General features: G+C 75.6%; 26 protein-coding genes. 17 read left to right on the forward strand and 9 right to left on the reverse strand.

The annotated features are described in order from the left end of the window. Nucleotides 1-6: 6 nt before the first annotated feature. The gene (locus GA0070214_RS03530) at nt 7-630 is read right to left on the reverse strand and encodes a TetR/AcrR family transcriptional regulator (protein WP_244167526.1); all 624 of its coding nucleotides are present in this window, start codon (nt 628-630) and stop codon (nt 7-9) included. A 70-nt stretch (nt 631-700) separates the two neighbouring features. On the opposite strand from GA0070214_RS03530, the gene GA0070214_RS03535 reads away from it, so the two are divergent. From GA0070214_RS03535 to GA0070214_RS03620, 17 genes are all read left to right on the forward strand, one after another. Then, nucleotides 701-1,855, forward strand: coding sequence for an FAD-dependent monooxygenase (locus GA0070214_RS03535; protein ID WP_091258904.1), 1,155 nt, complete (start codon nt 701-703; stop codon nt 1,853-1,855). 151 nt (nt 1,856-2,006) lie between these two features. Further along, nucleotides 2,007-2,789 (forward strand): LppM family (lipo)protein, encoded by a 783-nt coding sequence (locus GA0070214_RS03540; protein WP_091258905.1) that lies wholly within the window; start codon nt 2,007-2,009, stop codon nt 2,787-2,789. A 107-nt stretch (nt 2,790-2,896) separates the two neighbouring features. Beyond that, the gene (locus GA0070214_RS03545) at nt 2,897-3,241 is read left to right on the forward strand and encodes a hypothetical protein (protein ID WP_091258907.1); all 345 of its coding nucleotides are present in this window, start codon (nt 2,897-2,899) and stop codon (nt 3,239-3,241) included. Between the two features lie 13 nt (nt 3,242-3,254). Beyond that, the gene (locus tag GA0070214_RS03550; RefSeq protein ID WP_091258909.1) at nt 3,255-3,863 is read left to right on the forward strand and encodes a glycine zipper family protein; all 609 of its coding nucleotides are present in this window, start codon (nt 3,255-3,257) and stop codon (nt 3,861-3,863) included. Continuing rightward, nucleotides 3,860-4,540, forward strand: coding sequence for a carboxypeptidase regulatory-like domain-containing protein (locus tag GA0070214_RS03555; RefSeq protein ID WP_091258911.1), 681 nt, complete (start codon nt 3,860-3,862; stop codon nt 4,538-4,540). The genes GA0070214_RS03550 and GA0070214_RS03555 overlap by 4 nt, the downstream gene beginning before the upstream one ends. A 17-nt stretch (nt 4,541-4,557) precedes the next feature. Continuing rightward, nucleotides 4,558-5,772 carry a phage tail sheath family protein gene (locus tag GA0070214_RS03560; protein WP_091258913.1) on the forward strand — a complete coding sequence of 405 codons (1,215 nt, stop codon included), beginning with the start codon at nt 4,558-4,560 and terminating at the stop codon, nt 5,770-5,772. A gap of 1 nt (nt 5,773) precedes the next feature. After that, entirely contained in the window at nt 5,774-6,256 is a 483-nt protein-coding gene (locus GA0070214_RS03565; protein ID WP_091258915.1) for a phage tail protein, read from the forward strand. A 1,680-nt stretch (nt 6,257-7,936) separates the two neighbouring features. Continuing rightward, on the forward strand, nt 7,937-8,704 hold the full coding sequence (locus tag GA0070214_RS03575) for a CIS tube protein (protein WP_244167527.1): 768 nt from the start codon (nt 7,937-7,939) through the stop codon (nt 8,702-8,704). Continuing rightward, a complete protein-coding gene (locus GA0070214_RS03580) occupies nt 8,701-10,272 on the forward strand; it encodes a phage baseplate assembly protein V (RefSeq protein ID WP_091258919.1) in 1,572 nt (523 codons plus the stop codon). Before GA0070214_RS03575 ends, GA0070214_RS03580 begins: the two co-directional genes overlap by 4 nt. Beyond that, the gene (locus GA0070214_RS03585; protein WP_091258921.1) at nt 10,272-10,610 is read left to right on the forward strand and encodes a hypothetical protein; all 339 of its coding nucleotides are present in this window, start codon (nt 10,272-10,274) and stop codon (nt 10,608-10,610) included. Before GA0070214_RS03580 ends, GA0070214_RS03585 begins: the two co-directional genes overlap by 1 nt. Next, on the forward strand, nt 10,607-11,044 hold the full coding sequence (locus GA0070214_RS03590; RefSeq protein ID WP_091258923.1) for a GPW/gp25 family protein: 438 nt from the start codon (nt 10,607-10,609) through the stop codon (nt 11,042-11,044). Before GA0070214_RS03585 ends, GA0070214_RS03590 begins: the two co-directional genes overlap by 4 nt. After that, complete coding sequence (locus GA0070214_RS03595; protein WP_091258924.1) at nt 11,041-13,665, forward strand: putative baseplate assembly protein; 2,625 nt, start codon at nt 11,041-11,043, stop codon at nt 13,663-13,665. The genes GA0070214_RS03590 and GA0070214_RS03595 overlap by 4 nt, the downstream gene beginning before the upstream one ends. Further along, on the forward strand, nt 13,646-14,191 hold the full coding sequence (locus tag GA0070214_RS03600; RefSeq protein WP_091258926.1) for a phage tail protein: 546 nt from the start codon (nt 13,646-13,648) through the stop codon (nt 14,189-14,191). Before GA0070214_RS03595 ends, GA0070214_RS03600 begins: the two co-directional genes overlap by 20 nt. Next, on the forward strand, nt 14,188-15,108 hold the full coding sequence (locus GA0070214_RS03605; protein WP_091258928.1) for a carbohydrate-binding protein: 921 nt from the start codon (nt 14,188-14,190) through the stop codon (nt 15,106-15,108). The genes GA0070214_RS03600 and GA0070214_RS03605 overlap by 4 nt, the downstream gene beginning before the upstream one ends. Beyond that, nucleotides 15,105-15,581, forward strand: coding sequence for a hypothetical protein (locus tag GA0070214_RS03610; RefSeq protein WP_091258930.1), 477 nt, complete (start codon nt 15,105-15,107; stop codon nt 15,579-15,581). Before GA0070214_RS03605 ends, GA0070214_RS03610 begins: the two co-directional genes overlap by 4 nt. 48 nt (nt 15,582-15,629) lie before the next feature. Continuing rightward, on the forward strand, nt 15,630-16,400 hold the full coding sequence (locus tag GA0070214_RS03615; protein WP_091258932.1) for a hypothetical protein: 771 nt from the start codon (nt 15,630-15,632) through the stop codon (nt 16,398-16,400). 85 nt (nt 16,401-16,485) lie between these two features. Then, the gene (locus GA0070214_RS03620) at nt 16,486-17,493 is read left to right on the forward strand and encodes a LacI family DNA-binding transcriptional regulator (protein ID WP_091259864.1); all 1,008 of its coding nucleotides are present in this window, start codon (nt 16,486-16,488) and stop codon (nt 17,491-17,493) included. A 25-nt stretch (nt 17,494-17,518) separates the two neighbouring features. On the opposite strand, the gene GA0070214_RS03625 is transcribed toward GA0070214_RS03620, so the two are convergent. The 8 genes from GA0070214_RS03625 to GA0070214_RS03660 form a co-directional block, all read right to left on the reverse strand. Continuing rightward, nucleotides 17,519-18,127, reverse strand: coding sequence for a bifunctional 4-hydroxy-2-oxoglutarate aldolase/2-dehydro-3-deoxy-phosphogluconate aldolase (locus GA0070214_RS03625; protein ID WP_091258934.1), 609 nt, complete (start codon nt 18,125-18,127; stop codon nt 17,519-17,521). Continuing rightward, nucleotides 18,124-19,173 (reverse strand): sugar kinase, encoded by a 1,050-nt coding sequence (locus GA0070214_RS03630; RefSeq protein WP_244167528.1) that lies wholly within the window; start codon nt 19,171-19,173, stop codon nt 18,124-18,126. Before GA0070214_RS03630 ends, GA0070214_RS03625 begins: the two co-directional genes overlap by 4 nt. Further along, a complete protein-coding gene (locus tag GA0070214_RS32070) occupies nt 19,170-20,087 on the reverse strand; it encodes a DUF6807 domain-containing protein (protein WP_091258936.1) in 918 nt (305 codons plus the stop codon). The genes GA0070214_RS03630 and GA0070214_RS32070 overlap by 4 nt, the downstream gene beginning before the upstream one ends. Next, nucleotides 20,084-20,692, reverse strand: a complete 609-nt coding sequence (locus tag GA0070214_RS03640) for a hypothetical protein (protein ID WP_091258938.1) — start codon at nt 20,690-20,692, stop codon at nt 20,084-20,086. Before GA0070214_RS03640 ends, GA0070214_RS32070 begins: the two co-directional genes overlap by 4 nt. After that, nucleotides 20,689-21,540, reverse strand: a complete 852-nt coding sequence (locus GA0070214_RS03645) for a carbohydrate ABC transporter permease (protein WP_091258940.1) — start codon at nt 21,538-21,540, stop codon at nt 20,689-20,691. The genes GA0070214_RS03640 and GA0070214_RS03645 overlap by 4 nt, the downstream gene beginning before the upstream one ends. Next, nucleotides 21,537-22,520 (reverse strand): carbohydrate ABC transporter permease, encoded by a 984-nt coding sequence (locus GA0070214_RS03650; protein ID WP_091258942.1) that lies wholly within the window; start codon nt 22,518-22,520, stop codon nt 21,537-21,539. Before GA0070214_RS03650 ends, GA0070214_RS03645 begins: the two co-directional genes overlap by 4 nt. A gap of 26 nt (nt 22,521-22,546) precedes the next feature. Next, nucleotides 22,547-23,887 (reverse strand): ABC transporter substrate-binding protein, encoded by a 1,341-nt coding sequence (locus GA0070214_RS03655; RefSeq protein WP_091258944.1) that lies wholly within the window; start codon nt 23,885-23,887, stop codon nt 22,547-22,549. Nucleotides 23,888-23,984: 97 nt separating this feature from the next. Beyond that, the gene (locus GA0070214_RS03660) at nt 23,985-25,028 is read right to left on the reverse strand and encodes a LacI family DNA-binding transcriptional regulator (protein ID WP_091258946.1); all 1,044 of its coding nucleotides are present in this window, start codon (nt 25,026-25,028) and stop codon (nt 23,985-23,987) included. Nucleotides 25,029-25,099 lie beyond the last annotated feature (71 nt).

Consider the following 25,099-nt stretch of genomic DNA (forward strand, 5'->3'; position numbering starts at 1 on the left):
GGCCCGTCAGGCCCCGGTGAAGGCCCGCAGCAGCGTACGCACGCCGGCCCGGAGGTCCTCCCGGCTGGCCGGCGTGCCGGGCGGCGGCGCACTGAGCGCCCCGGCGCCGACCAGGCGGTCGAAGAGCAGCCCGTCGACGAACGCGACGAACTGGTCGCCCTGCCGGCGCGGGTCGGGCGCGCCGGCGCGGGCCAGCAGGTCCCGGGCCTGGACGCGCAGCACGGTGCCGTGGTCCAGGATCCGGCGCAGCTCGGGCCGGTGCACCGCCTCCAGCAGGCAGGCGTAGCGGGCCAGGGTGCGGGTGCGTCCGGTGGTCAACCACCGGTCGAGCACCTCGGCCACCCCGGCGGCGAGCTGGTCGAGCCCCTCCGGCCCGAGCGGCGGGGCCGGGCGCGGCGGCTCGGTGGGCAGGTCGTTCGCGGCCAGGTCGGCCCGGTCGAGGTCGGCCAGGCGCTGGACCACGGCCTCGATCAGCGCCTGCCGGGTCCGCAGGTACGCCGAGGTGGTGCCGGGCGGCATCCCGGCCCGCGCGTCGACGGCGCGGTGGGTCAGGGCCCGCATGCCGCCCTCGGCCAGCAGCTCCACCGCCGCGTCGGCCAGCCGGGCCACCCGGGCCACCCGTCCACTCACCTCGGTCCCTCCGCACGCCTCTTCTACGGATGTAGTATGACCTTCTACAGAAGTAGAAGGGGCGATCGGCATGGGCGAGCCGCACGCGATCGTGGTCGGCGCCGGCATCGGCGGGCTCGCCGCGGCACTGGCCCTGCACCGCCGCGGGTGGGGGGTCACCGTGCTGGAGCGCGCCGCCGAGCCGCGCGAGCTGGGCACCGGCCTGACCCTCATGGCGAACGCGTTGCGCGGGCTGGACGCGCTCGGCGTGGGCGAGGCGATCCGCCGGCACGGCGTGCCGGACTCGCCCGGCGGGCTGCGCACCAGCAACGGCCGGTGGCTGTCCCGGATCGAGGGGGCCGCGCTGGAGCGGGCGCTCGGCACCGCGGCGCTCGGGATCCACCGCACCGCGCTGCACCGGCTGCTCCGCGCCGCCCTGCCGGCCTCGGCACTGGTCACCGAGGCCGACGTGGTCGACGTCGACGCCGACGCGCCCGCGGTGACCTACCGGCGGGACGGCTCGCCGGCCACGCTGCGGGCGGACCTGGTGGTCGGCGCCGACGGGCTGCACAGCGCGCTGCGCCGCCGGCTCTGGCCGGAGCTGCCGTGCCCGGCGTACTCCGGCTCGACGGCCTGGCGGGCGGCGATCCGCTGGACCGGCCCCGTGGCGACCGCCGTCACCTGGGGGCCGGGCCGGGAGTTCGGCACCGTCCCGCTCGGCGACGGCCGGCTCTACTGGTACGCGGCCGAGACCGCCCCGCCGGGCGGGCGCGAGCCGGACGAGCTGGCGGCCGTCCGGGACCGCTTCGGCGGCTGGCACGAGCCGATCCCCGCGCTGCTGGCGGCCACGCCGCCCGAGGCGGTGCTCCGGACCGACCTGTTCCACCTGGCCACCCCGCTGCCGTCGTACGTGCGGGGGCGGGTGGCCCTGCTCGGCGACGCGGCGCACGCGATGACACCGCACCTCGGGCAGGGCGCGGGGCAGGCCATCGAGGACGCCGTGGTGCTCGGTGCCGCGTGCGCCGGCGGGCGGGCCGACCTCGCCGGCGCCCTGGCCGCGTATGACCGGCAGCGGCGGCCCCGCAGCCAGGCCGTCGCCCGGGCCTCCGCCCGCACCGCCCGGTACGGCCAGCAGCTGCGCCACCCGGCGGCGGTGGCCCTGCGTGACGGCGCGGTCCGCCTGACCCCGTCCCGGGTGGCGCTGCGGGCCGCCGCCCGGTACGCCGACTGGCAACCGCCGGGCTGAGCGAAAAATTGCGCGGGCACAATCCTCCATAATATCGATCGCGCGCGATTCCGGGGTCGGCCGAATGGGAGAGCGGGCCGGTAAGATCGGCGACAGGCCTGTGACTGATCGCTGACTGCTGGACGTGACGGCGATCACACACACTGTGCCCATGAATACGAGACTCAGCCGCAGCCGGGCATTGCGCCTCGCGGTGTGTCTCGCCCTGGTGGCGGCACTGAGCGGTTGCATGCAACTCAACCTGGGGCTGACCGTGGACGCCGACGACACGGTCACCGGCCAACTCCTGCTCACCGCCGAGAAGTCCGTGCTCAAGCGGCGGAACCCCGACGTGGCGGCGGCCTTCGCCGAGCTGCGGCAGAACATCCCCAGCCTGCCCGCCGGCGCCGAGGCGCCGTACCAGGACCCGAACCACTACGGCATTCAGATCGCGTACCGGAAAACGCCCCTGTCGCAATTCACCAGCGAGAGTGTGAATCTTTCCCGCGACGGCGATCTCTACCGCTTCTCGCTGCCCCTCGATCCGAAGAAATACGGCGGAAAGGTCGCCGAACAGGATCCGCGGAACCAGCAGGCTTTCATGACCTTGATGTCATTCGAGATCTCGGTGACCTTTCCCGGCCGGGTGCTCGACACCAACGGCACCATCAACGGCCGATCGGTGACCTGGAAGGTCGTCGCCAACCAGCCCAAGCCGGCCGAACTGCGGGCCGTGGCCGAGGCGCCGGCTCGGCCGTCCGCCTCCGTCACCTCGGCCGCCGCCGCGGCCGCCGGCGGCGGGTTCCCCTGGTTGCTGGTCGTCGGCGGGGTGGTCGTGCTGCTGCTGGTCGCCGTGGTCGTCGTCCTCCTGCTCCGCCGGCCGCGCGGCCCGGCCGCCGCCGCAACGGCCGCACCCACCCCCGCGCCCACTCCCCCGGCCGACCGGCCGGCCTGAGCGGGCGCGGCGCCGCCACCCGGGTGGCACCCGGAACCGCATCAGCCGGGGCCGCCGCACCACCCCACCCCGACCGCACCACCGCACAACCGAAGAGGGGGATCGCCGTGAACGATCTCTTCACCTGGGCCGCCCTCGGCAGCCTCACCGGCGCCAGCGCCGCCACCCTGCTCGCCACCAACGTCATCGGCGGCCTCATCGGCCCGAGCGGCGACAAGGCGCGCAAGTGGATCGCCCTGGGGTTCGCGCTCGTCCTGTCGTACCTGACGGCCGCCTTCGCCGACGACGCGGGACCGGAAAAGTGGATCATCGCGTTCTTCAACGGGCTGGTCATCTTCTCCGCCGCCCTCGGCATCAACCAGCTCCCCCCGGGCAACCGGCAGGCGACGAACGCGTCGCCCACCCAGCTCGCCCAGGGCCGCGAGCCCCGCTACATCCGCTCCTGGGTCTGAGAGAGGTGACCCCATGGTCCTCGGCATCATCAGCGCCGCCGTCCACATCGTCCTCGGCGCCGGGCTCGGCGCGGCGGCCGGCGGCACCATCGGCCTGCTCGTCGGCGCGGTCGTCGGGCTGCTCATCGGCGCACCGTTCGGCTGGGCGGTCGCGTCCGCCGGCACCTACGCCGCCGACGTGAAGGGCATCTTCCTCTTCGTGGTCGACCACACCTGGAGCCTGCTCAACACCGTTGCCGGCGCGCTCTACCTGACCCTGCACCTCGTCGTCGGGCACCAGCTCGACCGGGTGGTCTCGCAGGGCAGCGGGCGGGTCAACCTGGTCGAGGGCGTCTCGCCCCGCTACGCCACGACCATCGGCACCGTCTGCGCCGGCTCCAGCCCCGGCATCCAGCGGCACGAGGACGTGCACGTCTTCCAGGCGCGGCTGCTCGGCCCGCTCTACCTGCCGCTGGTCGCCCTCAACTACGCGCTGTTCACCATCGCCCCGGTGTGGTTGCTCTGGCACGACCACAGCAACGCGCCGATCAACCGGTTCACCCGCTACTTCGAGATCGGCGTCTACCCGCACGTCTGGAACGAGGCCATCGCGTACCGGATCCAGGGGACCCCGCCGCGATGACCGGCGCGATCGAGGCGGCCGTCGCGGACCTCGCGGCCTGGCTGACCGGGGCGGCGGGTGACCCCGTCCCGGTCGGCCCGCCCCGCGACGACTCCGACGGCGGCCTCACGGTCTGGCCGCTGGAGCTGCGGCCGGCCCGGCAGACCGCGGGCAGCGGCGGAACACGCGAGCCGTACCGGTTCGTGGTCCGGCTGCTGGTCAGCGGCGGCGGGCCGGCGGCGCTGCCGGCGCTGGACCGGGTGCTCGCCGCCGCCACGGCGGCCGGCCAGCCCGAGGTGGTCCTGGCCGCCGGGGACCCGGCGCTCTGGCGGGCCCTCGGCGTGCCGCCCCGGCCCGCGCTGCTGCTCGACGTGCCCGCGCGCATCGACCGGCCGGCGCCGGCCGCGCCGCCGGTGCGGCAGCCGCTGCGGCTGCGGCAGCTCGACATGCGCACCCTCGACGGCCGGGTGGTCGGGCCGGAACGGCAGCCGCTCGCCGCCATGCGGGTCGAGCTGGTCGGCACCGCCCAGGCCACCGAGACCGACCCCGCCGGCCGGTTCCGGCTGGTCGGCGTCCCGCACGACCCCGACGCCCCGGACCGGCCGGTGCGCATCCGGCTGGTCGGCCGGGGCCGCACCCACACCGCCGAGCTGGACCCCGCCGGCGGCGACCACGTCGTCGTCTGCGCCCTTGACTGACTCCTCGAGGAGGACCGATGCCCACCTACTTCTCCCCCGGCATCTACGTCGAGGAGGTGCCCAGCGGCGCCCGCCCGATCGGCGCGGTCGGCACGAGCACGGCGGCCTTCGTCGGGCTCACGCCGAACCGCACCGCCCACGTCGACCAGGCCATCGCCGTGAACAGCTGGTCGGAGTTCCTCCGGCTCTACGCCGACGGCGAGAACCTGGAGAGCACCCCCCTGGCACGCGCGGTCTTCGGCTTCCTCGACAACGGCGGCACCCGCTGCTGGGTGGTCAACGTCGGCGAGGGCGGCCAGCTCACCGGCACCGGCGGGAAGCGCAGCGGCCTGCAACTGCTGGAGGCCGTCGACGAGATCTCCATCCTGGCCGCGCCCGGCTACCACGACCCGGTCTCGCACGAGGCGCTCATCAGCACGGCCGAGCGGCTGCGCACCATGGTCGCCATCTGCGACCCGCCGCCCGAGGTCGCCGACATCTCCCGGCTCACCCGGGTCGCGACGCCCGGCAAGTCGTCCGGCAAACCCGCCGAGGGTACGCCGAAGCCGGACGACGACTCCCCCGGCGGCGACCGGCCCCGGCAGTCGGACTTCGCCACCTACTACTTCCCCTGGATCCGGGTGCGCGACCCGCTCAGCGGCGAACTCGTGCTCACCCCGCCGAGCGGGCACGTGGCCGGGATCTGGGCCCGCACCGACGCGCTGCGCGGGGTGCACAAGGCGCCCGCCAACGAGCCGGTGCGCGGGGCGGTCGACCTGGCGTACCGGGTGACCCGGCCCGAGCACGACGTGCTCAACCCCAAGGGTGTCAACGTGATCCGCTTCTTCGCCGGCGAGGGCATCCGCCTCTGGGGCGCCCGTACGCTCGCCGCCGAGGCCAGCGAGTGGCGCTACCTGAACGTGCGGCGGCTCTCCATCGCCATCGAGCAGGCCATCGCGGGCGGCACCCGGTGGATGGTGTTCGAGCCCAACGACTACACGCTGTGGCGCTCGATCCGGCGGGACATCGGCGCGTTCCTCACCCGGGTGTGGCGGGACGGCGCGCTGCTCGGCCGCACGCCCGAGGAGGCGTTCTTCGTCAAGTGCGACGAGGAGACCAACCCGGCCGACGTGCGCGACGCCGGGATGGTGGTCGCGCACATCGGCATCGCGGTGGTCAAGCCCGCGGAGTTCGTGGTGTTCAAGCTGAGCCAGTGGGCCGGCGGCACCGAGACCGAGACGATCGGAGGCTGACATGCCCACCACGGCCACCCCGCAGCCGGGCGCGCCCGTCGACCCCTACCGGGCGTACCACTTCAAGCTGCTCATCAACGGCATCACGAACGGGCACTTCACCGAGGTCAGCGGCTTCGAGGTGGCGATACCGTCGCTGGCGTACCGGGAGGCCGGCAACGAGCGGATCCGGGCCGTCCCCGGCCAGGTCGAGTACGCCCCGGTCACCCTCCACTTCGGCCTGACCTCGTCGCGCGAGCTGTGGGACTGGGTGAACGCGGCGGCCAAGGGCACGGTGAGCCGGCGCAACGTCTCGGTGGTGCTGCTCGACCCGGCCGGCACCGCCGAGGTGCTGCGCTGGAACATGATCAACGCGTGGCCGACGCGGTGGCGGGGCGCGCACCTGAACACCCTGGCCCAGGAGATCGCCATCGAGGCGCTGACCCTGGCGTACGAGGGGCTGGAACTGGAGTCCGGCAGTGCCGCCGCCCCGACGACCGCGTGACCGGCTGGCCCGCCTGCTCCGGGCCACCGCCGACCGCCTCACCACCCCGCCGCCCGCCGCACCCTCCGGCGGCCGTCCCCCCGAGCCCGCACCGCGCCGCCCCGGCGAACCCCCCGAGCACTGGCTCCGCCTGGTGACGGCCCACGCCCCCGGCCTCCTCCACGACCTCCCCACCCCCAACCCCACCCCCGCCTCCTGTGTTGATCAAGAAGTTTGGGTCGGATCCGGCGCCTTCGCCGACGCAAACCTCTTGATCGACGAGGAGGGGGTGGGGGGACGCGGTGGGGGTGCGGGGTGGTTGCCGTTGCGGCCGGCGGCTCCGGGGGCGTTCGGGTCGGGGTCGGCTGGGTTCGCTCGGTCGAGGGCCGGCACGGGTGCCGGGGGTCGCTCCGGGTCGCGCCGGGGCTTCCGGTTGTGGAGCGGTTCCGGGCGGACCGGGATCGCCGGCTTCAGCGGGTCTGGGTGGAGCGCGGCGGGCGCGTCGGGCGGCTCGGGGTGGAGCGGGGCGGGCGTGCCGGACGGGTCCGGGTGGGACGCGGCGGGCGGGCCGGGCGGGGTGGGCGGTTTCGGCACGTCCGGTGCCGGCTCGGCCTGGCATCGGTCCGGGCCGGGTGACGGGGTCACCGGGATCGGACCGTTCGCGAGCGGCGCGCCGTCGACAGGTGAGGGATTCCGGGGGACATCCTTCTCGGGGGACGGCGTCGGAGGAGGCGCTCCCGCCGCGGGCGGCGACGCTGCCCAGCATGGATCCGCTCGGCACGACGAGGCAGGCCGACGTTCCACCCCCGACGTCGGGTGGGGGCCGGGCGGCTTCCGCTTCGCAGCCCGGCAGCCCGTGCGGCCTGGCTCGGTGTCCGCCGACGACGGCCGTGGCGGGTCGTGGGGCGATGCCCTCACCCCGGACCGGTCGTCAGGCCGGACCGCCAGGTGGCGGGGGCTGCCCGGTGATCCCGGAACGAGCGGCGCCACCGGCTCCCGCGCGGGATCGTCACACCGCCCGACCGGCTCCGGCGCAGGGTCGTCGCGCGGCCCCACCGACGCTCGCGCGGGATCGTCGCGGGGCCCGACCGACGCTCGCGCGGGATCGTCGAGCGGTGCGATCGACGCGCTCCCGGGGTCGCCGCCGGGCTGGTCCGGCAGGCCATCGGCAGCGGCGGCGGGCGAGACCGGCGGGTGGTCCGGCAGCGGCCCGCGGCGGTGGGGCGTCGTTCCGGGCAGCGCAGCCGATGCGGGAGGGGCCCGTCAACCGTCCTGGGCCGGCGCGCCCGCCTCCGCCGTCCCGCTCGCCGACATGCCCACCGGCCACCCCGGGAACGGACGATCCGGCGACGCACCGGAGGTCGGCACCGGCGGGACGGCCGTGGCCCGTGCCGGCGACCTTCGGGTGCAGCCGTCGTCACCGGCGCGACGACACGCGTACCCGGATCCGATCGCACCCGGGCGTGCACACGGCAGGGCGGGGCGGCCGGACCGGACCGGCGCGGCGGCCGGGCCGTGGCCGGCGCTGCCGGCACCGGCGGGGGAAAACGCCGGCGGCACGGCCCGCGACGGGAGGGCCGGCGCGCCGCCGCGGGATCCCTGGCCGGCGCTGCCCGACGACCAGGAGCTGTGGGCTCCGGTGGCCGGCACCCCCGCCGCCGACCGGCTGGCGCGGCTCGACCGGGAACAGGCGGGTGACTGATGGAGCGCGTCGCCTTCCTCGTGGACGAGTCCGGCACCCGGGTGGACTGCCTGCTCAACCCGGAGACCGTGCAGGTGACCCGGCTGGCCGGCGTACGCCCCAGGGGCGCACCGGACGGCCAGCTCACCGGCGCCGGCCTCGCCGACGACCCCCTCGTCTTCACCGGCGGCGGGCGGACGGAGCTGGTGCTGGACCTGCTCTTCGACACCGACTTCGTGGAGTCACCGGCACGCCCCGAGGACGTCCGCGCGCTCACCCGTCCGCTGTGGATGCTGGCGGAGAACTCCGCCACCGAGCACGGCTGGCTGCGGCCCCCGCTGGTCCGGCTGGTCTGGGGCAAGACCTGGAACGTGCCCGGCGTCATCGTGGCGATCGCGGAGCGTTTCGACGCGTTCACCCTCACCGGCACCCCGCGCCGCTCCTGGCTGCGGCTCAAGCTGGTCCGGGTGGCCGAGACGGCCGATGCGGCCCGCGCGGGCTTCGAGGAGGAGCTGGCCGCGGCGAGCACCCCGGCCGTGCCGCCCGGGTCGGCCGTGGTCGCCGCCGCGGACGGCGCGGCCGAGCCCGGCTGGTCCGGCGTCCGCTTCGACCTGCTCGCCCACGACGCGCTCGGCTCGCCGCTGCGCTGGCGGCTGCTGGCCGAGCACAACCGGATCAGCGACCCGCTGACCGTGCCGGCCGGCACCGCCCTGGCCGTGCCGGCCGCCGCCACCATCGCCGCCCCGCCGCCCGCCGACGGCCCGATCGCGGCGGGAGGTGCGCCGTGATCCGGGCCGCCGCCGTCACCATCGACGGCACCCCGCTCGCCGACCCCCGCCGGCTGCGCGCCGTGCGGGTCGCCGCCCGCCTGGACCAGCCGACCCAGTGCGAGCTCACCCTGGCCACCGCGCCGGGCGCCGCCGCCCTCGACCCCCCGGTACGCCCCGGCGCCGCCCTCGACCTGCGCCTGGACGGCCGGCCCGACGCCCTGTTCACCGGCGAGGTGACCGCCGTCGAGGTGGAGTACGCCGGCGACGGGGTGGCGCTGCTGCGGGTGCGGGCGTACGACCCGTTGCACCGGCTGCGCAAGCGGCAGGAACTGCGGGTGTTCGAGTCGGTGACCGCCGCCGGGCTGGCCGGGGAGCTCTGCGCCGACCTGGGCCTCACGGTCGACGCCGACACCGACGGACCGCGCCTGGACCGGCTGCTCCAGCACCGGCACACCGACCTGGACCTGCTCCGCGAGGTCGCCGGCCGGGCCGGCCTGCACCTGACCGTCGAGGGTGACCGGCTTCGCCTGCTGACCCTCGACGGACACGGCGACCCGGTCCCGCTCACCCTCGGCGGCAACGTGCACGCGCTGCGGATCGCGGAGAACCTGGACCGGGCGGGCGGTGGGTACGCCGCGCTGGGCTGGCACCCGCAGCGCGCCGAGCCGCTGCGGCAGGAGGCCGGTGAGGCCCGCTCCGGGCGGCGGATCCCGCTGCGGCCGGACCCGGGCGGGGTGGGCGCGGACGGGGTGCGCATCGCCGTCGACCAGCCCGGCCGCAGCGACGACGAACTGGCCGCCCTGGCCCAGGCCGGGCTGGACGCCCGGGTCGCCGCGCTGGTCACGGCCGAGGGTACGGCCGACGGCGATCCGGCGCTGCGACCGGGCCGGCGGATCGCCCTGGCCGGCGTCCCCGAGCCGGTCGCCGGCGTGTACGTGCTCACGGAGGTGGTGCACACCCTCGACGCGAACGGCCACCTGACCCGCTTCTCCACCGTCCCGCCCGGGCCGCCGCCGGCCGCCGCGCCCGTCGCGGCCACGGTCACCCTCGGCACGGTCACCGACGTGGACGACCCGGACGGGCTGGGCCGGGCCCGGGTGACCCTGCCCGCCTACGGGGACCTGGACGCCGGCTGGCTCGCCGTGGTCTGCCCGGGCGCCGGGCGGGGCAAGGGCATCGTGGCGCTGCCCGACCCGGAGGACACCGTGCTGGTGGCGCTGCCCGGCGGCGAGCCCGCCTCGGGCGTGGTCCTCGGCTCGCTGTTCGGCGCCGTCGAGCCGTACGACGCGGGGATCGTGTCGGGGCGGTCCCGGCGGTGGTCGATGCGGACCGGCACCGGGCAGTCGATCGTGATCGACGACGACGGGCGCACCCTGCGCCTGGCCACCGACGGCGGCAGCTTCGTCGAGCTGCGCCCCGAGCTGACCACCGTGCACGCGGCCGGCGACCTGGTGCTCTCCGCGCCGGGCCGGGCCATGGTGGTGCGCGCCCGCACCGTCGACTTCCTGCAGGCGGAGGCGGCCGAGGACGCCGAGACCGCCGCCGCCCAGGCCCGTACGCTCGCCCGCGCCCACGGAGGTGGCTGATGCGCTGGATCCACCGCGACTCGCTGATCACCTGCGACCACGACGGGCGGGTGGCCAACCGCCCGTCCCAGGAGTGGGTGACGGTGCGGAGCGTGCCGGTGCTGGTCGAGGCCGACCCGGAGGGGCGGGACATCACGGCCTGTCCCAACTACGGGCCGACCATCAAGCCCTGCGCGAAGACGCTGAAGGTGACCGTCGGCTACAGCGCCTGGCTGCGGGTGGACGGCCACCGCGTGGTGCTGTCGAACCTGGACGGGCTGACCGACGGCACGCCGCCCGGGCTGGTCCACCACACCGTCCGCGACCCGCGGCAGACGTTCCTGGGGGCGGACGCATGAGGGCCTTCCGGTTCGTCGGCGCCGGCTTCGACGCGGGTCGCACCGGCGGTCTCGCGCTGACCGCCGCCGGCGGCCTGGCCATGACCGAGGGCGACGAGACGGTACGCCAGGCGCTGTTCCTGCTGCTGTCCACGACGCCGGGCGAGCGGCTGATGCGCCCCGGCTACGGGTCGCGGCTGCACCGGCTGGTCTTCGCGCCCAACGACGACACCACGGCCGGCCTGGCCATCCACTACGTCCGGCAGGCCATCCGGCGCTGGGAGCCCCGGGTCGAGGTGCTCGACGTGGACGCCGGGCCGGACCCGGACGACCCGTGGCGCCTGGTGATCCGTCTCGACTACCGGGTGCGGGCCAGCCTCTCCCCCGGCCAGCTGGTCTTCTCCGTCGACCTGCTGCCGGTCGACGACGACCCCGGCGAGGAGGCTCCCGCATGACGCTGCCCGTGCCACACCTGGACGACCGCGCCTTCCTCGACCTGGTCACCGAGGCGCGGGAACGGATCCGCGCGTCCTGCCCGGACTGGACGGACCTGTCCGCGCACGACCCGGGCATGGCGCTGCTGGAGGCGTTCGCCTACCTCACCGAGGTGATGATCTACCGGCTGAACCAGTTGCCGGAGAAGGCGTACGTGGCGTTCCTGAACCTGCTCGGGGTGACCCGGCACCCGCCGGCCGCCGCCTGGGCGGACGTCCGCTTCACCCGGACCGGGCCGGACCGGGGCGCCGTCCGCGTCCCGGTGGGCACGCGGGTGGCCGCCGCCCGCGGCGCCGACCCCCGGCCCGTCGTCTTCGTGACCACCGAGCCGGCCCTGCTGCCCGCCGGCGAGACCGAGGTGACGGTACGCGTCCATCACTGCGAACCGGTCGAGGCGGAGCTGCTGGGCACCGGCACCGGGCAGGCCGGGCAGGTGTTCCGGGCGGCCCGGGCGCCGCTGGCCCGGACCACCGAGGCGCTGGACCTGCTGCTCGGGGTCGAGGTGCCCACCGGTTCGGTGGAGCTGGGCGCGGCCGCGCGGGAGCACGAGGGCCGCACGTACGAGATCTGGCGGCCGGTGGACAGCTTCGCCGGCGTCGGCCCGCAGGCCAAGGTCTACCTGGTCGACCGGGCCTCCGGGGTGGTCACCTTCGCCCCGGCGCTGGACCTGCGGCCGGCGGACGGGGCCGGGCCGGGTGTCGAGGGGGCGCCCGGCCCGGTCACGGTGGCGGCGGTGCCGCCGGCCGGCCGGCAGGTCCGGCTCTGGTACCGGTGCGGCGGCGGGCCGGCCGGGAACGTGGCCGCCGGGACGCTCACCAGCCTGCGCGACCCGCTGCCCGGGCTGAAGGTGGACAACCCGGCGCCCGCGGCCGGTGGCCGGGACCTGGAGTCGCTGGCGTCGGCCCTGGCCCGCGGCCCGTACGAGTTCTTCGCCCAGCAGCGCGCGGTGACCGCCCGGGACTACGAGATCCTCGCTGCCGGCTCCGGTGCGGTGGCCCGGGCCCGGGCGTTCACCCGGGCGGCGGTCTACAGCTTCGCCCGCCCCGGGGAGGTCGAGGTGGTGCTGGTCCCGTACGTGCCGGAGCAGGCCCGCCCGGGCGGCCGGCTGCCGGTGGCGGTGCTGCGCGAGCACGAGGTCGAGGAGGCCCGCCGCCGGGTGGAGGCAGACCTGGAACGGCGCCGCGCGCTCGGCACGGCGGTACGGGCCGGCTGGGCGCGCTACAAGGCGGTCTCCGTCCGGGCCCGGGTGGTGGTCCGCCGCGAGGAGGACGTGGACGCGGTCCGCCGGCGCATCCACGACCGGCTGCACCAGACGCTCAGCCCGCTGCCCACCCCGCTCAATCCGGCCGGCTGGGCGTTCGGCGAGCCGTTGCGGGCCTCCAACGTGTACCGGATGCTGGAGCAGGCCGAACCGGGAGTGCGCTACGTCGAGTCGGTCCGCTTCGTGGTCGACGAGGCGCCCGACGCACAGGTGCGGACCGTGGCCGTCGACCAGTACCAGCCCGGCACCTGGTACGCGGGGCGCGGCCCGGTGCTGTTCCGCTCCACCGACGCCGGTGCGGGCTGGGAGCCGGCCGGCCGGTTCGACGATGAGACCGTGGTCCGGGTGGTGCCCGCACCCGCCCCGGTCCGCCCCGGCGTGGTGCCCCGGGCCGGTTCGGTGGCCGTGGTGACCGCGCGCGACGCGGGCGGCTCCCGGGTCCGGCTGAGCACCGACCTCGGCGAGACCTGGACGCTGCTGACCGACCTGGACTCCGGCGTGCGCGACCTGGCCTGGATCGACCGGGACGGCACCGGGGCGCTGCTGCTGGCCACCGACGCCGGCCTCTACGAGGTGTCGCTGCTGCCGGGCGCGGTGCCGTTGCAGATCCTGGTCGACCCGGCCGACGCCGACCGCGGCTTCTACGCGGTCCGGTCGTTCGTCTCCGAGCGCGGCGCGCCCGGCGTGGCGGTGGCGGCGCAGGCCGGTTTCGGGGTCTACCTGTCCACCGCCTCCGGCCGCCCCGGCACCTTCACCCACGTGGGCCTGGCCAACGTGGACAACCGGGTCCTCGCCGTCCAGTACGACGGCCCGGCGACCCTGCTGTGGAGCGGCGCCGGTGAGCCCGACCCGAAGAAGCCCGGGCAGGGCTGCCACCGCACCCGGCTGTTCGAGTCCGACGTGAAGTGGCAGTCCATGGCCGGCGGCTGGATCGGCGGCACCTGCCGGGACCTGGCGTTCAGCGGCACCCTGGCGCTGGCGGCCACGCAGAGCGGTGGGGTGGTCCGGCTGGACACCCTGGCGCCGCAGCCGCAGTGGCAGCCGGTGTCGGTCAACTGCGGGCTGCCGCTGCGCGACCGGACGCGGTTCGTCCCGGTCGACGCCATCGCCGCCACCGGGCCGTCCGGTGCGGGTGGCGCGGCCCGGCTGGTCCTGGCCGGCGGCGAGCGCGGCGTGTACCGCAGCGGCGATGCCCAGGACTGGACGGCCAGCGCCAACCAGGCCACCGCCGACGTGGTCACCGTCCCCGGCACCTGGCTGCTCTGCTCCGGCGAGCACGACATCGAGGTGGTGCGGCAGGATGCGCCGAGCGGCGATTGAGCGGCTGCTGCCGGCCGCCTACCAGCGGGCCGCCGGCCCGGGCAGCGTCCTGGGCGGGCTGCTGGACGTCATGGAGGCGCTGCACGCCCCGGACGAGGCCGTGCTCGCGGACGTGGACGCGCTGTTCGCGCCGTACCGGACGCCGGACGGGTTCGTGGCCTACCTGACCCGGTGGGTCGCCATGGACCACGTGGTCGCCGCGCCCCGGGCGGACGCGCCGCTGCCGCTGCCGGTCGGGCGGCTGCGGGACCTGGTCGCGCACGGCGCGCTGCTGGCCCGGTGGCGGGGCACGCCCTACGGGATGCGCACCGCGCTGGAACTGGCCACCGGGGTGACCGGATTCGTGCTGGAGGAGCCGGCCGACCGGCCGTTCCACGTGGTGGTCCGGGTGCCGCCGGCCGCCGCCGACCGGCTCGCCCTGGTGACCCGCATCGTCGAGGCGGAGAAGCCCGCCGCGGTCACGGTCGAGGTCACCACCGACCCGTCCCCCGCTTCCCAGGACCAGCCGTCAGAGGAGTCGTCATGACCACCGAATGGGCCGTCGTCGCGGCCGCCGAACAGTTCACGCTGGACGCCCGCAACGGCGGCGAGCTGACCTTCACCGTCTCCAACCCGGGCGAGGCGCCGGACACCGTGGTCTTCGACGTCGCGCCCGGCGAGGGCAGCCAGCGCGGCTGGTTCACCGTGGCCGAGCCGCAGCGGGTGGTGCCGGGGCAGGGCTCCGTGTCGTTCCTGGTCCGGCTCGCCGTGCCGCCCGGCACCCCGCCCCGGCGCTACGACATGACGGGGTTCGCGTACTCGGCGAACACCGCCCCCGAGGAGAGTTCCCGGTCCAGCGGCCGGGTGACGTACGACGTGCGGGCGGTCGTACCCCCGAAGCGGACGCCGTGGCCGTGGCTCGCGGCCGCGGCGGCGCTGGTGCTGGTGGTGGCCGGGGTGGTGGTCTGGCTGGTGACCCGCGGCGGGGATCCGCCGCCCCCGCCGCAGGCCCGGGTGGTCACCGTGGAGGCGGAGGGGCTGGTCCCCGGCGCGACGGTGCAGTCGACCACCGCGGCGGCCGCGCAGGTGGTGTCCCAGCCGAACTGCTGCGAGGTGGTCTGGTCCGGCGACGCCCAGCTCTTCTTCCAGGGCCGGGCCGTCGGCGACCGGGTGACGGTCTCGGTGGACCTGCCCACCGACGGCACCTGGCGCCTGTCCACCGTGCGCACCACCTCGTTCGACTATGCGAACACCATCTGGCTCGTGGACGGCCGGCAGGTCGGCGACACCTTCTTCGGCTTCACCCCCACCGTGGTGCGCACCGACTTCGTGGACGTGGGCACCGTGGAGCTGGCCCGGGGCCCGCACAAGCTGACCCTGGTGGCGGTGAGCCGGACGCAGGGCACCGACCGGTACTTCGCCGGGGTCGACCAGATCCGGTTCACCCAGCTCCTTGCGCCATGAGCGGGCGGCAGAAGGTGCTGCTGGCGGCCCTCGCCGGGCTGCTCGTGGTGCTCTACGTGGTGGCGGTCGGCGGCGGCCGGCACGACCGGGGCGACCCGGCCGCCGGGCCCGGCTGGCTGGCCCGGTTCGGCGGGGACGCCGCCACGGTGGACCCGGCCACGGTGACCGTGGCGTGCCTGCCGCCCGCCGCCGAACCGAGCCCCTCTCCCGACGGTGTGGTGGTCGGCTTCGGCATCGCCTGCCGGCTGCGGGTGGCCGACCCGGGCGGCCTGCGCAGCCTGGTGCTGCGCAGCGGGGCGCCGTTCGTGGTGAGCGCCGCGGCGCCGGGTGACGCCGACGTCACGGTCACCGACGAGGTGGCACCCGGCGACGACGGCACGGCGGTCGCGAAGGTGGCGGTGGACGGGGAGACCGAGGTCGCCCTGCGGTGCCCGGGAGGTGGCGGATGCGTGGTCACCGTAGCCCGGTCCTGACCGGACGCAGGCCGGGCCGGCCGGCGCCGGCCGGTGGGGAGGCGTGCCATGGGTGAGCTGCGGAAACCTCTCCTGCTGCTGGCGCTGCTCGCCATCGCGCTGGTCGTCGGGCTGGAGGTGGGTGCGGCGGCGCTCACCGGCGGCGGGGACGCCGGCGGCGCGCTGCGGGACAGCGCCGGGCAGCTCGGCGTCGAACTGGGCGACGTGGGCTCGGTGACCGAGCCGTCCGGCCGGGGCACCGGGTACCTGGCGCTCGTCGACGTCGTGGCGCTCTGGACCACCGGGCTGTTCAGCCTGAGCCTCGTGGTGCCGGACCGGATCCAGGGCCGGGTGCAGGGGGTCGCCACCCTCGTCTTCTCGATCCTGCTGCTGCTCGCGTCGCTGGTCCTGCTCATCATCGCGTTCGTCGAGCTGACCGTCATGGTGTCGCTGTTCCTGGCCGCGCCGTTCGGCACGCTGGCGTACCTGGCGGTGTGGGGGTTCTTCCCGGTCGGGGACGCCGCCGTGCTGCTCGGCCTCGTGCTGCTGCTCAAGCTGGTCTGGGCGGCGCTGCTGCTGCTCGCCCAGCCGCGCTTCCTGCAGAACAAGGGTCTCGTGCTGCTGGCGCTGACCACCCTGCTGTGCACGGTGGTGCTGGAGTTCCTGCACCAGCTCGTGCCGGGGATCCTGGTCAGCATCACCGACGACCTGGGCGCGGTGGTGTTCGCCGTGGTGGCGCTCGTCTGGGCGCTGGTCCTGCTGATCGGCTCCATCCCCGCCATCGTCAAGGCCGTCCGCACCACGGCGACCACCTCCCGCCCCACCGCGCGTGCCCGGTGAGCGCCGCCTCGGCCGATCAGGGAACGGCTTTCCCGGCGGTGCTGCGGTAGCCTCTCGGCCACCGGGCTGTGCGAGGGGGGTGCCGATGGCGACACTGGCCGACGTCGCCCGCCGGGCGGGCGTCTCCCCCGCGACCGCGTCGCGGGTCATCAACGGCAGCAGCAAGCCGGTCGCCGACGAGCTGCGCGAGCGGGTGCTGAGGGCCGTCGCCGAGCTGCGGTACGTGCCGAACGCGCACGCCCAGCTGCTGGCCCGGCCGCAGCGCAGCGTGGTCGGTGTGCTGGTGCACGACGTGTCCGACCCGTACTTCGCCGAGGTGACCCGGGGGCTGCAACGGGTCGCCACCGAGCGGGGGCGGCTGGTCATCATCTGCAACAGCTACCGGGACCCCGAGCGCGAGGTCGAGTACGTCGACCTGCTCCGCGCCCAGCAGGTCGCCGCCATCGTGCTGGCCGGCTCCGGCTACCACGACCCCACGGTCAACGCCCTGCTCGACGAGCGGCTCGCCGCGTACGCGGCCACCGGCGGCCGGGTCGCGGTGATCGGCCGGCACCGGCACCGGGGCGACGCCGTGCTGCCGGCCAACGAGGAGGGCGCCCGCCTGCTCGGCGCGGAGCTGCGCCGCCTCGGCCACCGGAGCATCGGCGTGCTCGCCGGCCCGCGCCCCCTCACCACCACGAGCGACCGGCTCGCCGGGCTCGCCGCCGGCTTGGACGAGCCGCTGCCCGAGGCGCGGATCCGGTACGCGGACTTCACCCGCGACGGCGGGTCCCGCGCCGCCGCGGAGCTGCTGGACGCCGTGCCGGGGCTGACCGCGATCGTCGCGTTGAACGACTCGATGGGCGTCGGCGCGCTGAACCTGCTGCGCGCCCGCGGCGTGCGGGTGCCCGCGGACGTCTCCGTGGTCGGCTTCGACGACATGCCGATCGCCGCCGACGTGACACCGGCGCTGACCACGGTGCGTCTGCCGCTGGCCGAGCTGGGCGCCCGCGCCATGACCCTGGCCCTGGACGCGCCCGGCGGCCGGGACCGGGTGGAGACCCTCCCCGCCGACCTCGTCCACCGCGACAGCCTCGGCCCCGCCCCGGCCTGACCGATTCAGCCCGGACCCGACCGGCTCAGCCCGGATCCGCGGCGAGGGCGGCCAGGCGGGGGATCTGCCGCGGGTCGGACAGCGCCGACCCGACCGCCACCATCCGCGCCCCGGCGGCCAGGAAGTCGCCCGCGTTGCCGGCGTCGATCCCGCCGGTGGCCACGAACCGCGCCTCGGGCAGCGGCCCGGCGACGGCCCGGAACCAGGCGGGCCCGAGGCTGACCGCGGGGAACGCCTTCAGCCAGACCAGGCCGTGGTCGAGGGCCCGCTGCGCCTCGGTGGGGGTGGCCACGCCGGGCAGGTGCGGGATGCCGTAGCTGACCGCCGCGTCGGCGATCGCCAGATCCAGCCCGGGGGCCACGGTGAACGCGGCGCCCGCGCCGGCGGCCAGCCGGACCTGGGCGGGGGTGCGGACCGTGCCGGCGCCCACCAGGCGGTCGCGGCGCCGGCCCGCCGCGACGGCGGCGCGCAGCGCGAGGACCGCGTCGGGCGTGCGGATCGGCACCTCCACGATGTCGATGTCGAGGTCCCAGGCGCGCTCGGCGAGCCGGACGGTCTCGTCGGGCGGCAGGTCGCGCAGGATCACCATCACCCGCGCGGGCCCGAAGACCGGCTCGAAGTCGTGCCCGCTCATGGCCCGCTCCCTCCACGATGGATGCCGCCGCCCGCATTCTGCACCGTTGCGGCGCCGTCGCGGGGCCGCGCCGGCGGACCGGCGTCCGCGGGCACCAGGGTGGCCCACCGCGCGTCGGGCAGGGCCAGCGCGCGGGCCGTCCAGGCCGGGTCGGGCGGCGGCGCGGTGTCGCCGGTGGCGGCCAGCGCCGGGACCGCGGTGAGGTGCCCGAGGCGCAGGCAGGCCGCCGGGGCGAGGCCGCGCAGCAGCCCGGCCAGGAACCCGGCGGCGAAGGCGTCGCCAGCCCCGACCGGATCCCGCACCGGCACCGGCAGCGCCGGCACGAACACCCCCGCTCCGGTACGCGGCAGCGCCGTCGCACCGACCCCGCCGTCCTTGACCACCACGAGGTCCGGGCCGGGCAGCAGCGCGCGGACGTCGGCGGGCGCCGTGACGCCCCAGAGGGCGGCCGCCTCGTCGAGCCCGACCAGCACCACGTCGGCCCGGCCGGCCAGGTCGCGCAGCACCGGGGCGGCCCGGCGCGCCGGCCAGAGCGGTGGCCGGTGGTTGACGTCGAAGCTGATCCGGGCGGCGGGCAGCGGGCGGGCGGTGAGCGCGTGCGTCACCAGGTCCCGGCAGCTCCGGGAGAGCGCCGGGGTGATCCCGGTGAGGTGCAGCAGCCGCACCCCGGCCAGCCGCGGGTCGTCGAGGGCACGGGCGTTCAGCCGGGACGCGGCCGAGCCGGCCCGGTGGTAGTGCACCCGGGCGCCGTCCGGGCCGGGATCCTTGAAATAGACGCCGGTGGGCGCGGCCGGGTCGACGGTCACCAGGCTGGTGTCGACCCCGGCGGCGGTGACCGCGCGGAGCACCCGGCGGCCGGACGGGTCGTCGCCGACCCGACTGACCCAGGCGGCCCGGTGCCCGAGCCGGGCCAGCGCCATGGCCACGTTGGACTCGGCGCCGCCGACCCCGACGGCGAGCCGGTCGGCGTGCTCCAGCGGGGTCGCGGCGGCCGGGGCGAGCACCACCATGGTCTCGCCCACGCAGGCCACCTCCGGCCCGGTCACGCGGGCCCCTCGGACAGCCGGTCGGCCACCGCGGCGCGGTCGAGCCGGCCGTCGGCCACCAGCACCCGGTGCCGGTTGCGCCGGGGCCGCCCGGCCGCGACCACGGCCGGCCGGTCGAAGGCGTAGGCGACGCAGACGCCCGGGTACCTGGCGGTCCGTACGAACCAGCGGTCGCCGGGCCCCAGGCCGGTGAAGACCAGGGTGTACGCGCCGCCGCCCGGACCGGTCCCGGTGAGCGCCAGCCATGGCGCGGCCGAGCCGTTGACCGCCTCCTCCCCCGCGGCGTCCCCGGTGAACACCGCGGGCTCCCCGTCGGCGACGGCTCGCCAGAAGAACCCGCCGTAGCCGGCGCCGCCGGGGCGCCCGTTGGTCGCCGGGCTGCCCAGGTGCACGTCCCGCCCGGTGGCGGCCGTGAGGGTCGCGTCGACGTCGAGCCACCAGGCGCCGGGGCCGGCCGGGGTGGCGGAGAGCAGGCGCCGCTCGCGCAGCAGCGGGCGGCCGGCCCGGTCCCGCCACTCCAGGTCGTGGTCGAGCCGTCCGGCTTCCCGGGCCCGCCAGCCGGTGTGGGCGATGACGCCGTGGTCGTCCCGCCAGGTGTAGCCGGTGTCCCGGACGTAGGTGCGCCCGCCCCAGAGGTTGGTGCCGTCGACGTCCTGCACGGCGAGGGAGGCGCCGAGGTGCCAGACGTGGTCGGCGGGCGTCGCGTCGGTGACCGGGACGCCGGCCAGGGTGCGCACGGGGTGCAGGTACGGCCGCGGGCCGTGCCGCGCGTCCAGGTCCAGCCGCACGACGTAGCGGGCCACCTCGACACCGGCCACGACCAGGCGCGGTTCCTCGTCCTCGGCGACCGGGTCGACGGTGTGCTCGGTGGCGCCGGGGACGGGCGCAGCACCGGCGCGCGGATCGGCGGTCACGGCGCCTCCGGGCGGGTGAGCCGGTCGCGGGTGGCGATCGCGTGCAGGGCGGCCAGGGCGTAGCCGGCGAGGATCGGCACGGCGACCGGGGTGACCAGCACGGCGAGCAGCCCGGCCACGCAGCACATCCCGCTGGCGGCGGCCCAGGTGCCGGGCCGCTGCGCGCAGGTGCCGGCCGCCGCCCGGGCCGCCGCCCGCCAGCCCCGGCCGCCGGTGCGCCCGACGGCGACGGCGACCAGGCCGGCGTACCCGAGCAGGGCGGCGGACACCGCGGCGGTGAGGGCCGTGGCGGGCCCGCCGCCGGGGACCCGGCCGCCGGCCAGGGCGAGCAGGTCGGCGCCGAGCGCGCCGGCCACGGCGAGCGCGACGGCGCTGGCCGCCAGCCCGGCGGGGAGCGCCCGACCGAACCGGGCCAGCGTGGTCCGGGTCGCGGGCCAGCTGCCGGTGACGCCCCGGTCGTGCAGCGCGGCGCTGGCCGTGGCGACCGCCGGGGCCAGCGTGAGCAGCGGCAGCGCGGCCAGGGCCACGGCGAAGCCGAGCAGCGCCAGGTCGCTCGCCTCGCGCGCGGTGTCCCGCCAGTCCCGGCGGGGCGGCTCGGCTCTCATCCCTTCAGCCCGCTGGTGTTGATGCCCTCGACAAGCATCCGCTGGAAGGCGAGGAAGAACAGGAACACCGGCAGCAGCGACAGCACCGACATGGCGAACATCGGGCCGACCGCGCTCTGGCTGGTGGAGTCGATGAACAGGGTCAGCGCCACCGGCACCGTGTAGTCGTCCAGGTTGGACAGGAAGACCAGTTGCCGGAAGAAGTCGTTCCAGGTCCAGATGAACGAGAAGATCGCGGTGGTGACCAGCGCGGGACGGCTCAGCGGCAGGATGACGTGCCGGAAGACACCGTACGGCGAGGCGCCGTCGATCTTGGCCGCCTCGTCCAGCTCGCGCGGGATGCCCCGCATGAACTGCACCATGAGGAAGACGAAGAACGCCTCGGTGGCCAGGAAGTGCGGGATGAGCAGCGGCAGGTACGGCCAGTCGCCGCCGACCAGGCCGAGGCTGCGGAACAGGATGTACTGCGGCACGATGAGCACGTGCCCGGGCAGCAGCAGGGTGCCGATCATGACGGTGAACCAGACCTTGCGCAGCCGGAACCGCAGCCGCCCCAGGGCGTACGCGGCGAGCAGGCAGGACAGCGCGTTGCCGAGCACGGTGAGCAGGCTGACCATGGCGCTGTTGAGGAAGAACCGGCCGAAGCCGACGTCGAAGTTGGTCCAGCCGTCGGTGTAGTTGCCGGGCGTGAACCGCTCCGGCAGCAGGCCGACGTTGTTGACGATCTCCGCCTGGCTCTTCACCGAGGTGCCGACCATCCACACCAGCGGGTAGAGCACGACGGCGACGATCACGAGCAGCACGAGCAGGCGCACGGCCTGCCGGCGGGCCGGGGCGACTGCCGTCACCGGTCCTCCTCCCCGTCGGAATAGTGCACCCAGAACCGGCCGGTGCTGAAGAAGACGGCCGTGATGACGGCGATGGCGACCAGGAACACCCAGGCCATCGCGGAGGCATAACCCATCTCCAGGTCGGTGAAGCCGGAGATGTAGAGCTTGAGCGTGTACATGAGGGTGGAGTCGACCGGGCCGCCGGTGCCGTTGCTGAGCACGAAGGCGGCCGTGAAGCCCTGGAAGCCGTGGATGGTCTCCAGCACCAGGTTGAAGAAGATCACCGGAGAGAGCATCGGCAGGGTGACCGCCCGGAACCGCCGCCAGGTGCCGGCGCCGTCGACGGCCGCCGCCTCGTACAGCTCGGTGGGGATCTGCTTGAGCCCGGCCAGGAAGATCACCATGGGGGCGCCGAACTGCCAGACGGCCAGCACCATGAGCGTCTCCAGGGCCCAGTCGGGGTCGCTGACCCAGGGCAGCCCCTCGACGCCGAACACGGCGAGGAACGAGTTGAACGCGCCGTCCCGGTTGAACATGTTCACCCAGACGATGGCCAGGGCCACGCTGCCGCCGAGCAGCGACGGCAGGTAGAACAGGCCGCGAAACAGCCCGACGCCGCGCCAGGTGCGGTTGAGCAGCAGCGCCACGCCGAGCGCGGCGGCCAGCTTGAGCGGCACGGCCACCAGCGCGAAGGTCAGCGTCACCCGCACGGCGTGCCAGTACGACGGGTCGGCCGTGAACATCCGCTCGTAGTTGGCCAGCCCCACCCACCGCACCTCGGTCAGCGGGGTGAGGATGTCGTAGTCGGTGAAGCTCAGCCAGAGCGAGAGCAGCATGGGGATCGCCGTGACGCCCATCAGTCCGATGAGCCAGGGCGAGAGGAAGACGTACCCCGCCAGACCTTCGCCGAGCCGGGCCCGGCCGGCCCCGCGCCGCGTGCGGCGGGGGCCGGCCGGGCCGGTGCGTGCGGTCCGGCCGGGCGCCGTGGTGAGGGCCACGGACCGGCTCCTTTCCGTCGGCGTGGTCAGCCGATCGCGGACTTGCAGGCGGCCAGGAACTGCTGGGCCGCCTGGGCGGGGGTGGCCCGGCCGTACTGGGCGTTCTCGGCGGCCTTGGTCAGCTCGGACCGCACCTTGCTGTGCCCCTTGATCGGCACCTGCGGCGACTCGCCGAACTTCTGCGCGAGCTCGGACTCCACCTCGATGGACTGCTTCATGGCGGGGTCGGTGGCCGTCTCGCTCACCTTGGCGCGCAGGTCGAGGTTGGACGGCAGGCCGCGGTCGGTGCCGAGCAGGGCGACCGCCTCCGGGTCGTTGGTCAGGAAGTTGATCACGTCGACGGCGACGTCCCGGTGCTTGCTGCCCTTGAACACCGACCAGTACATCGAGGCCCGCGCCCACTGGGCGCTCGGGTCACCCGGGTAGGCCACGACGCCCAGCTCGTCCTTGGTGTTCTTCTTCAGGTCCGGCATCTGGTTGGCCCAGACCCAGGAGGTCGCCGCCTTGCCGGTGACCACGAGCTGTTTGGTGATGTCGGTGGCGTTGCCCTCGTGGATCACGTCCGCGGTGGGGGTGGCGCCGCGGTCCCGGGCACCCTTCCACAGCTCGAACCACCTGGTCACGTCGTCGGCCGTGAAGCCGAGTTCGGTGCCCTTGTAGAGGTCCTTGCCCTGCTGGCGCAGCCAGACCCAGAACGCCTTGTAGTCGGCGCTCGGGTCCTGGGTGCCGGGCACCTTCGCCTTCTTCGCCACCTGCTCGGCCCAGGCGATGTGCTGCTCCCAGCTCATCCCCGTGGTCGGCTCGGGCAGGCCGTGCTTCTGCAGCAGGGTCTTGTTGTAGACGAGGCCCTGGGTGTTCTCCCCGGCGGCCACGCCGGCGAGCTTGCCGTCGACCACGCCGTACTGCCAGAGGCTCTTGGGGAACTTCGACACGTCGAGCTTGCCGGAGTCCTTGAAGCTGGTCAGATCCAGGGTGGTGCTGCGGCCGGCGTACTCGGCGAGGTAGTTGTCGTCGATCTGGAACAGGTCGGGCGGGTTGCCGCCGGCGGTGAGGGTGGCCAGCTTGTCGAAGTAGCCCTGGTTGGCCTGCCAGGTCTTCTCGAAGGTGACGTCGGGGTGCTTCTTCGTGTAGAGGGCCAGGGCGTCCTCGGTGAGCTTGGCCCGGGCGTCGCCGCCCCACCAGAACACGGAGAGCTTGACCGGACCGTCGTCGGCGGCCTCGTCACCGCCGCAGGCCGCCGCGCCCAGGGCGAGCGGCGCGGCCAGCGCGACGGCGGCCAGGCCGCGCAGGAATCGGCGTCTGGTCCGGGGGGTACGGTGATTCCGCCCGGCGGGCATGCCGGCGGTGGGGGACGTTGCGGGGTGCATCTGCGCTCACTCCTCGGCTGTGGGAGGCGACGACGTCACCGGCGGCCGTCCACGGGTCGCCCGGGTCCGCACGGCGATGCGGGCCCGGGCCACCACGTCAGGCCCCGGTGTCCCGGCCGGGCGGTGGGACGGGCCCGGTCGAGTCGCGGACGACCAGTTCGGTCTGGAGCATTACCTGTGCGGTGGTGCGACGGTCGCCGGCCGTTGCGCCCCGGCCCCGGGCGCCGCGCGGCGCGTCGGAGTCGAGTTGCAGCAGCATGTCGACGGCCGTCCGGCCGGCGGCCGCGGTCGGCGTGGCCACCGTCGTCAACTTGGGCCGGGTCAGCCGGCTCAGCGCGATGTCGTCGACGCCGACGACGCTGATGTCGGCCGGGACCCGGAGCCCGAGCGCGTCGAGCCCTTCGATCAGGCCGATCGCCATGAGGTCGTTGTAGGCGAGCACGGCGGTGACGCCGCTACGGCGGACCTGGTCGGCCACGGCGCCGCCGCCGGTCTCGGTGGGGTGGTTGGGACCCAGGACGGTCAGCTCGGCGCCCCCGGTCCGGGCGGCGGTCCCGGCCGCCCGGCGGATCTCCCGGTTGGTCCACGAGCCGCGCGGGCCGCCGAGCAGCGCGATCCGCCGGTGACCCAGGCCGAGCAGGTGCTCGATCGCCAGCCGGGCCCCCTGGCCGACGTCCATCATCACGCAGGGCAGGCCGGCGACCTGACGGTTTATCACCACCACCGGGACCTCCCGGCTGACCTGCTCGATGAGGCTGTTGCTCATCCGGGGGCTGCACAGCAGCACCCCGTCGACCTGCTTGGCCAGGGCGTGGACCAGTTCCTCCTCGGCGGCCTGGTCCTCGTTGGTGTCGGCCACGAACACGTGGTAGTCGCGGTGCCGCGCCTGCCCCTCGGCCGCCTTGATGAGGGGCGGGAAGAACGGGTTGGCGATGTCGGCGACGATCAGGCCGATGTTGTGCGTACGCCCGGTGATGAGCGCGCGGGCGGCCCGGTTCGGCCGGTAGCCGAGGTCCTCCGCGCAGGCCAGCACCCGGACCCGGGTCTCCGGGTTGACCAGGTGCGGGGCCGAGAACGTGCGGGACACGGTGGAGATGTGCACGCCCGAGGCCCGCGCGACGTCCCGGATGGTGGCTGGCACGGCGGGCTCCCTCGTCCAATGTGGTGGCGGTCACGTGGGTGCCGCCAATTAATGCAAACGGTTGCTCCCGT

Source organism: Micromonospora chaiyaphumensis (assembly GCF_900091435.1).
In the GTDB taxonomy this organism is placed as follows: Bacteria; Actinomycetota; Actinomycetes; order Mycobacteriales; family Micromonosporaceae; genus Micromonospora; species Micromonospora chaiyaphumensis.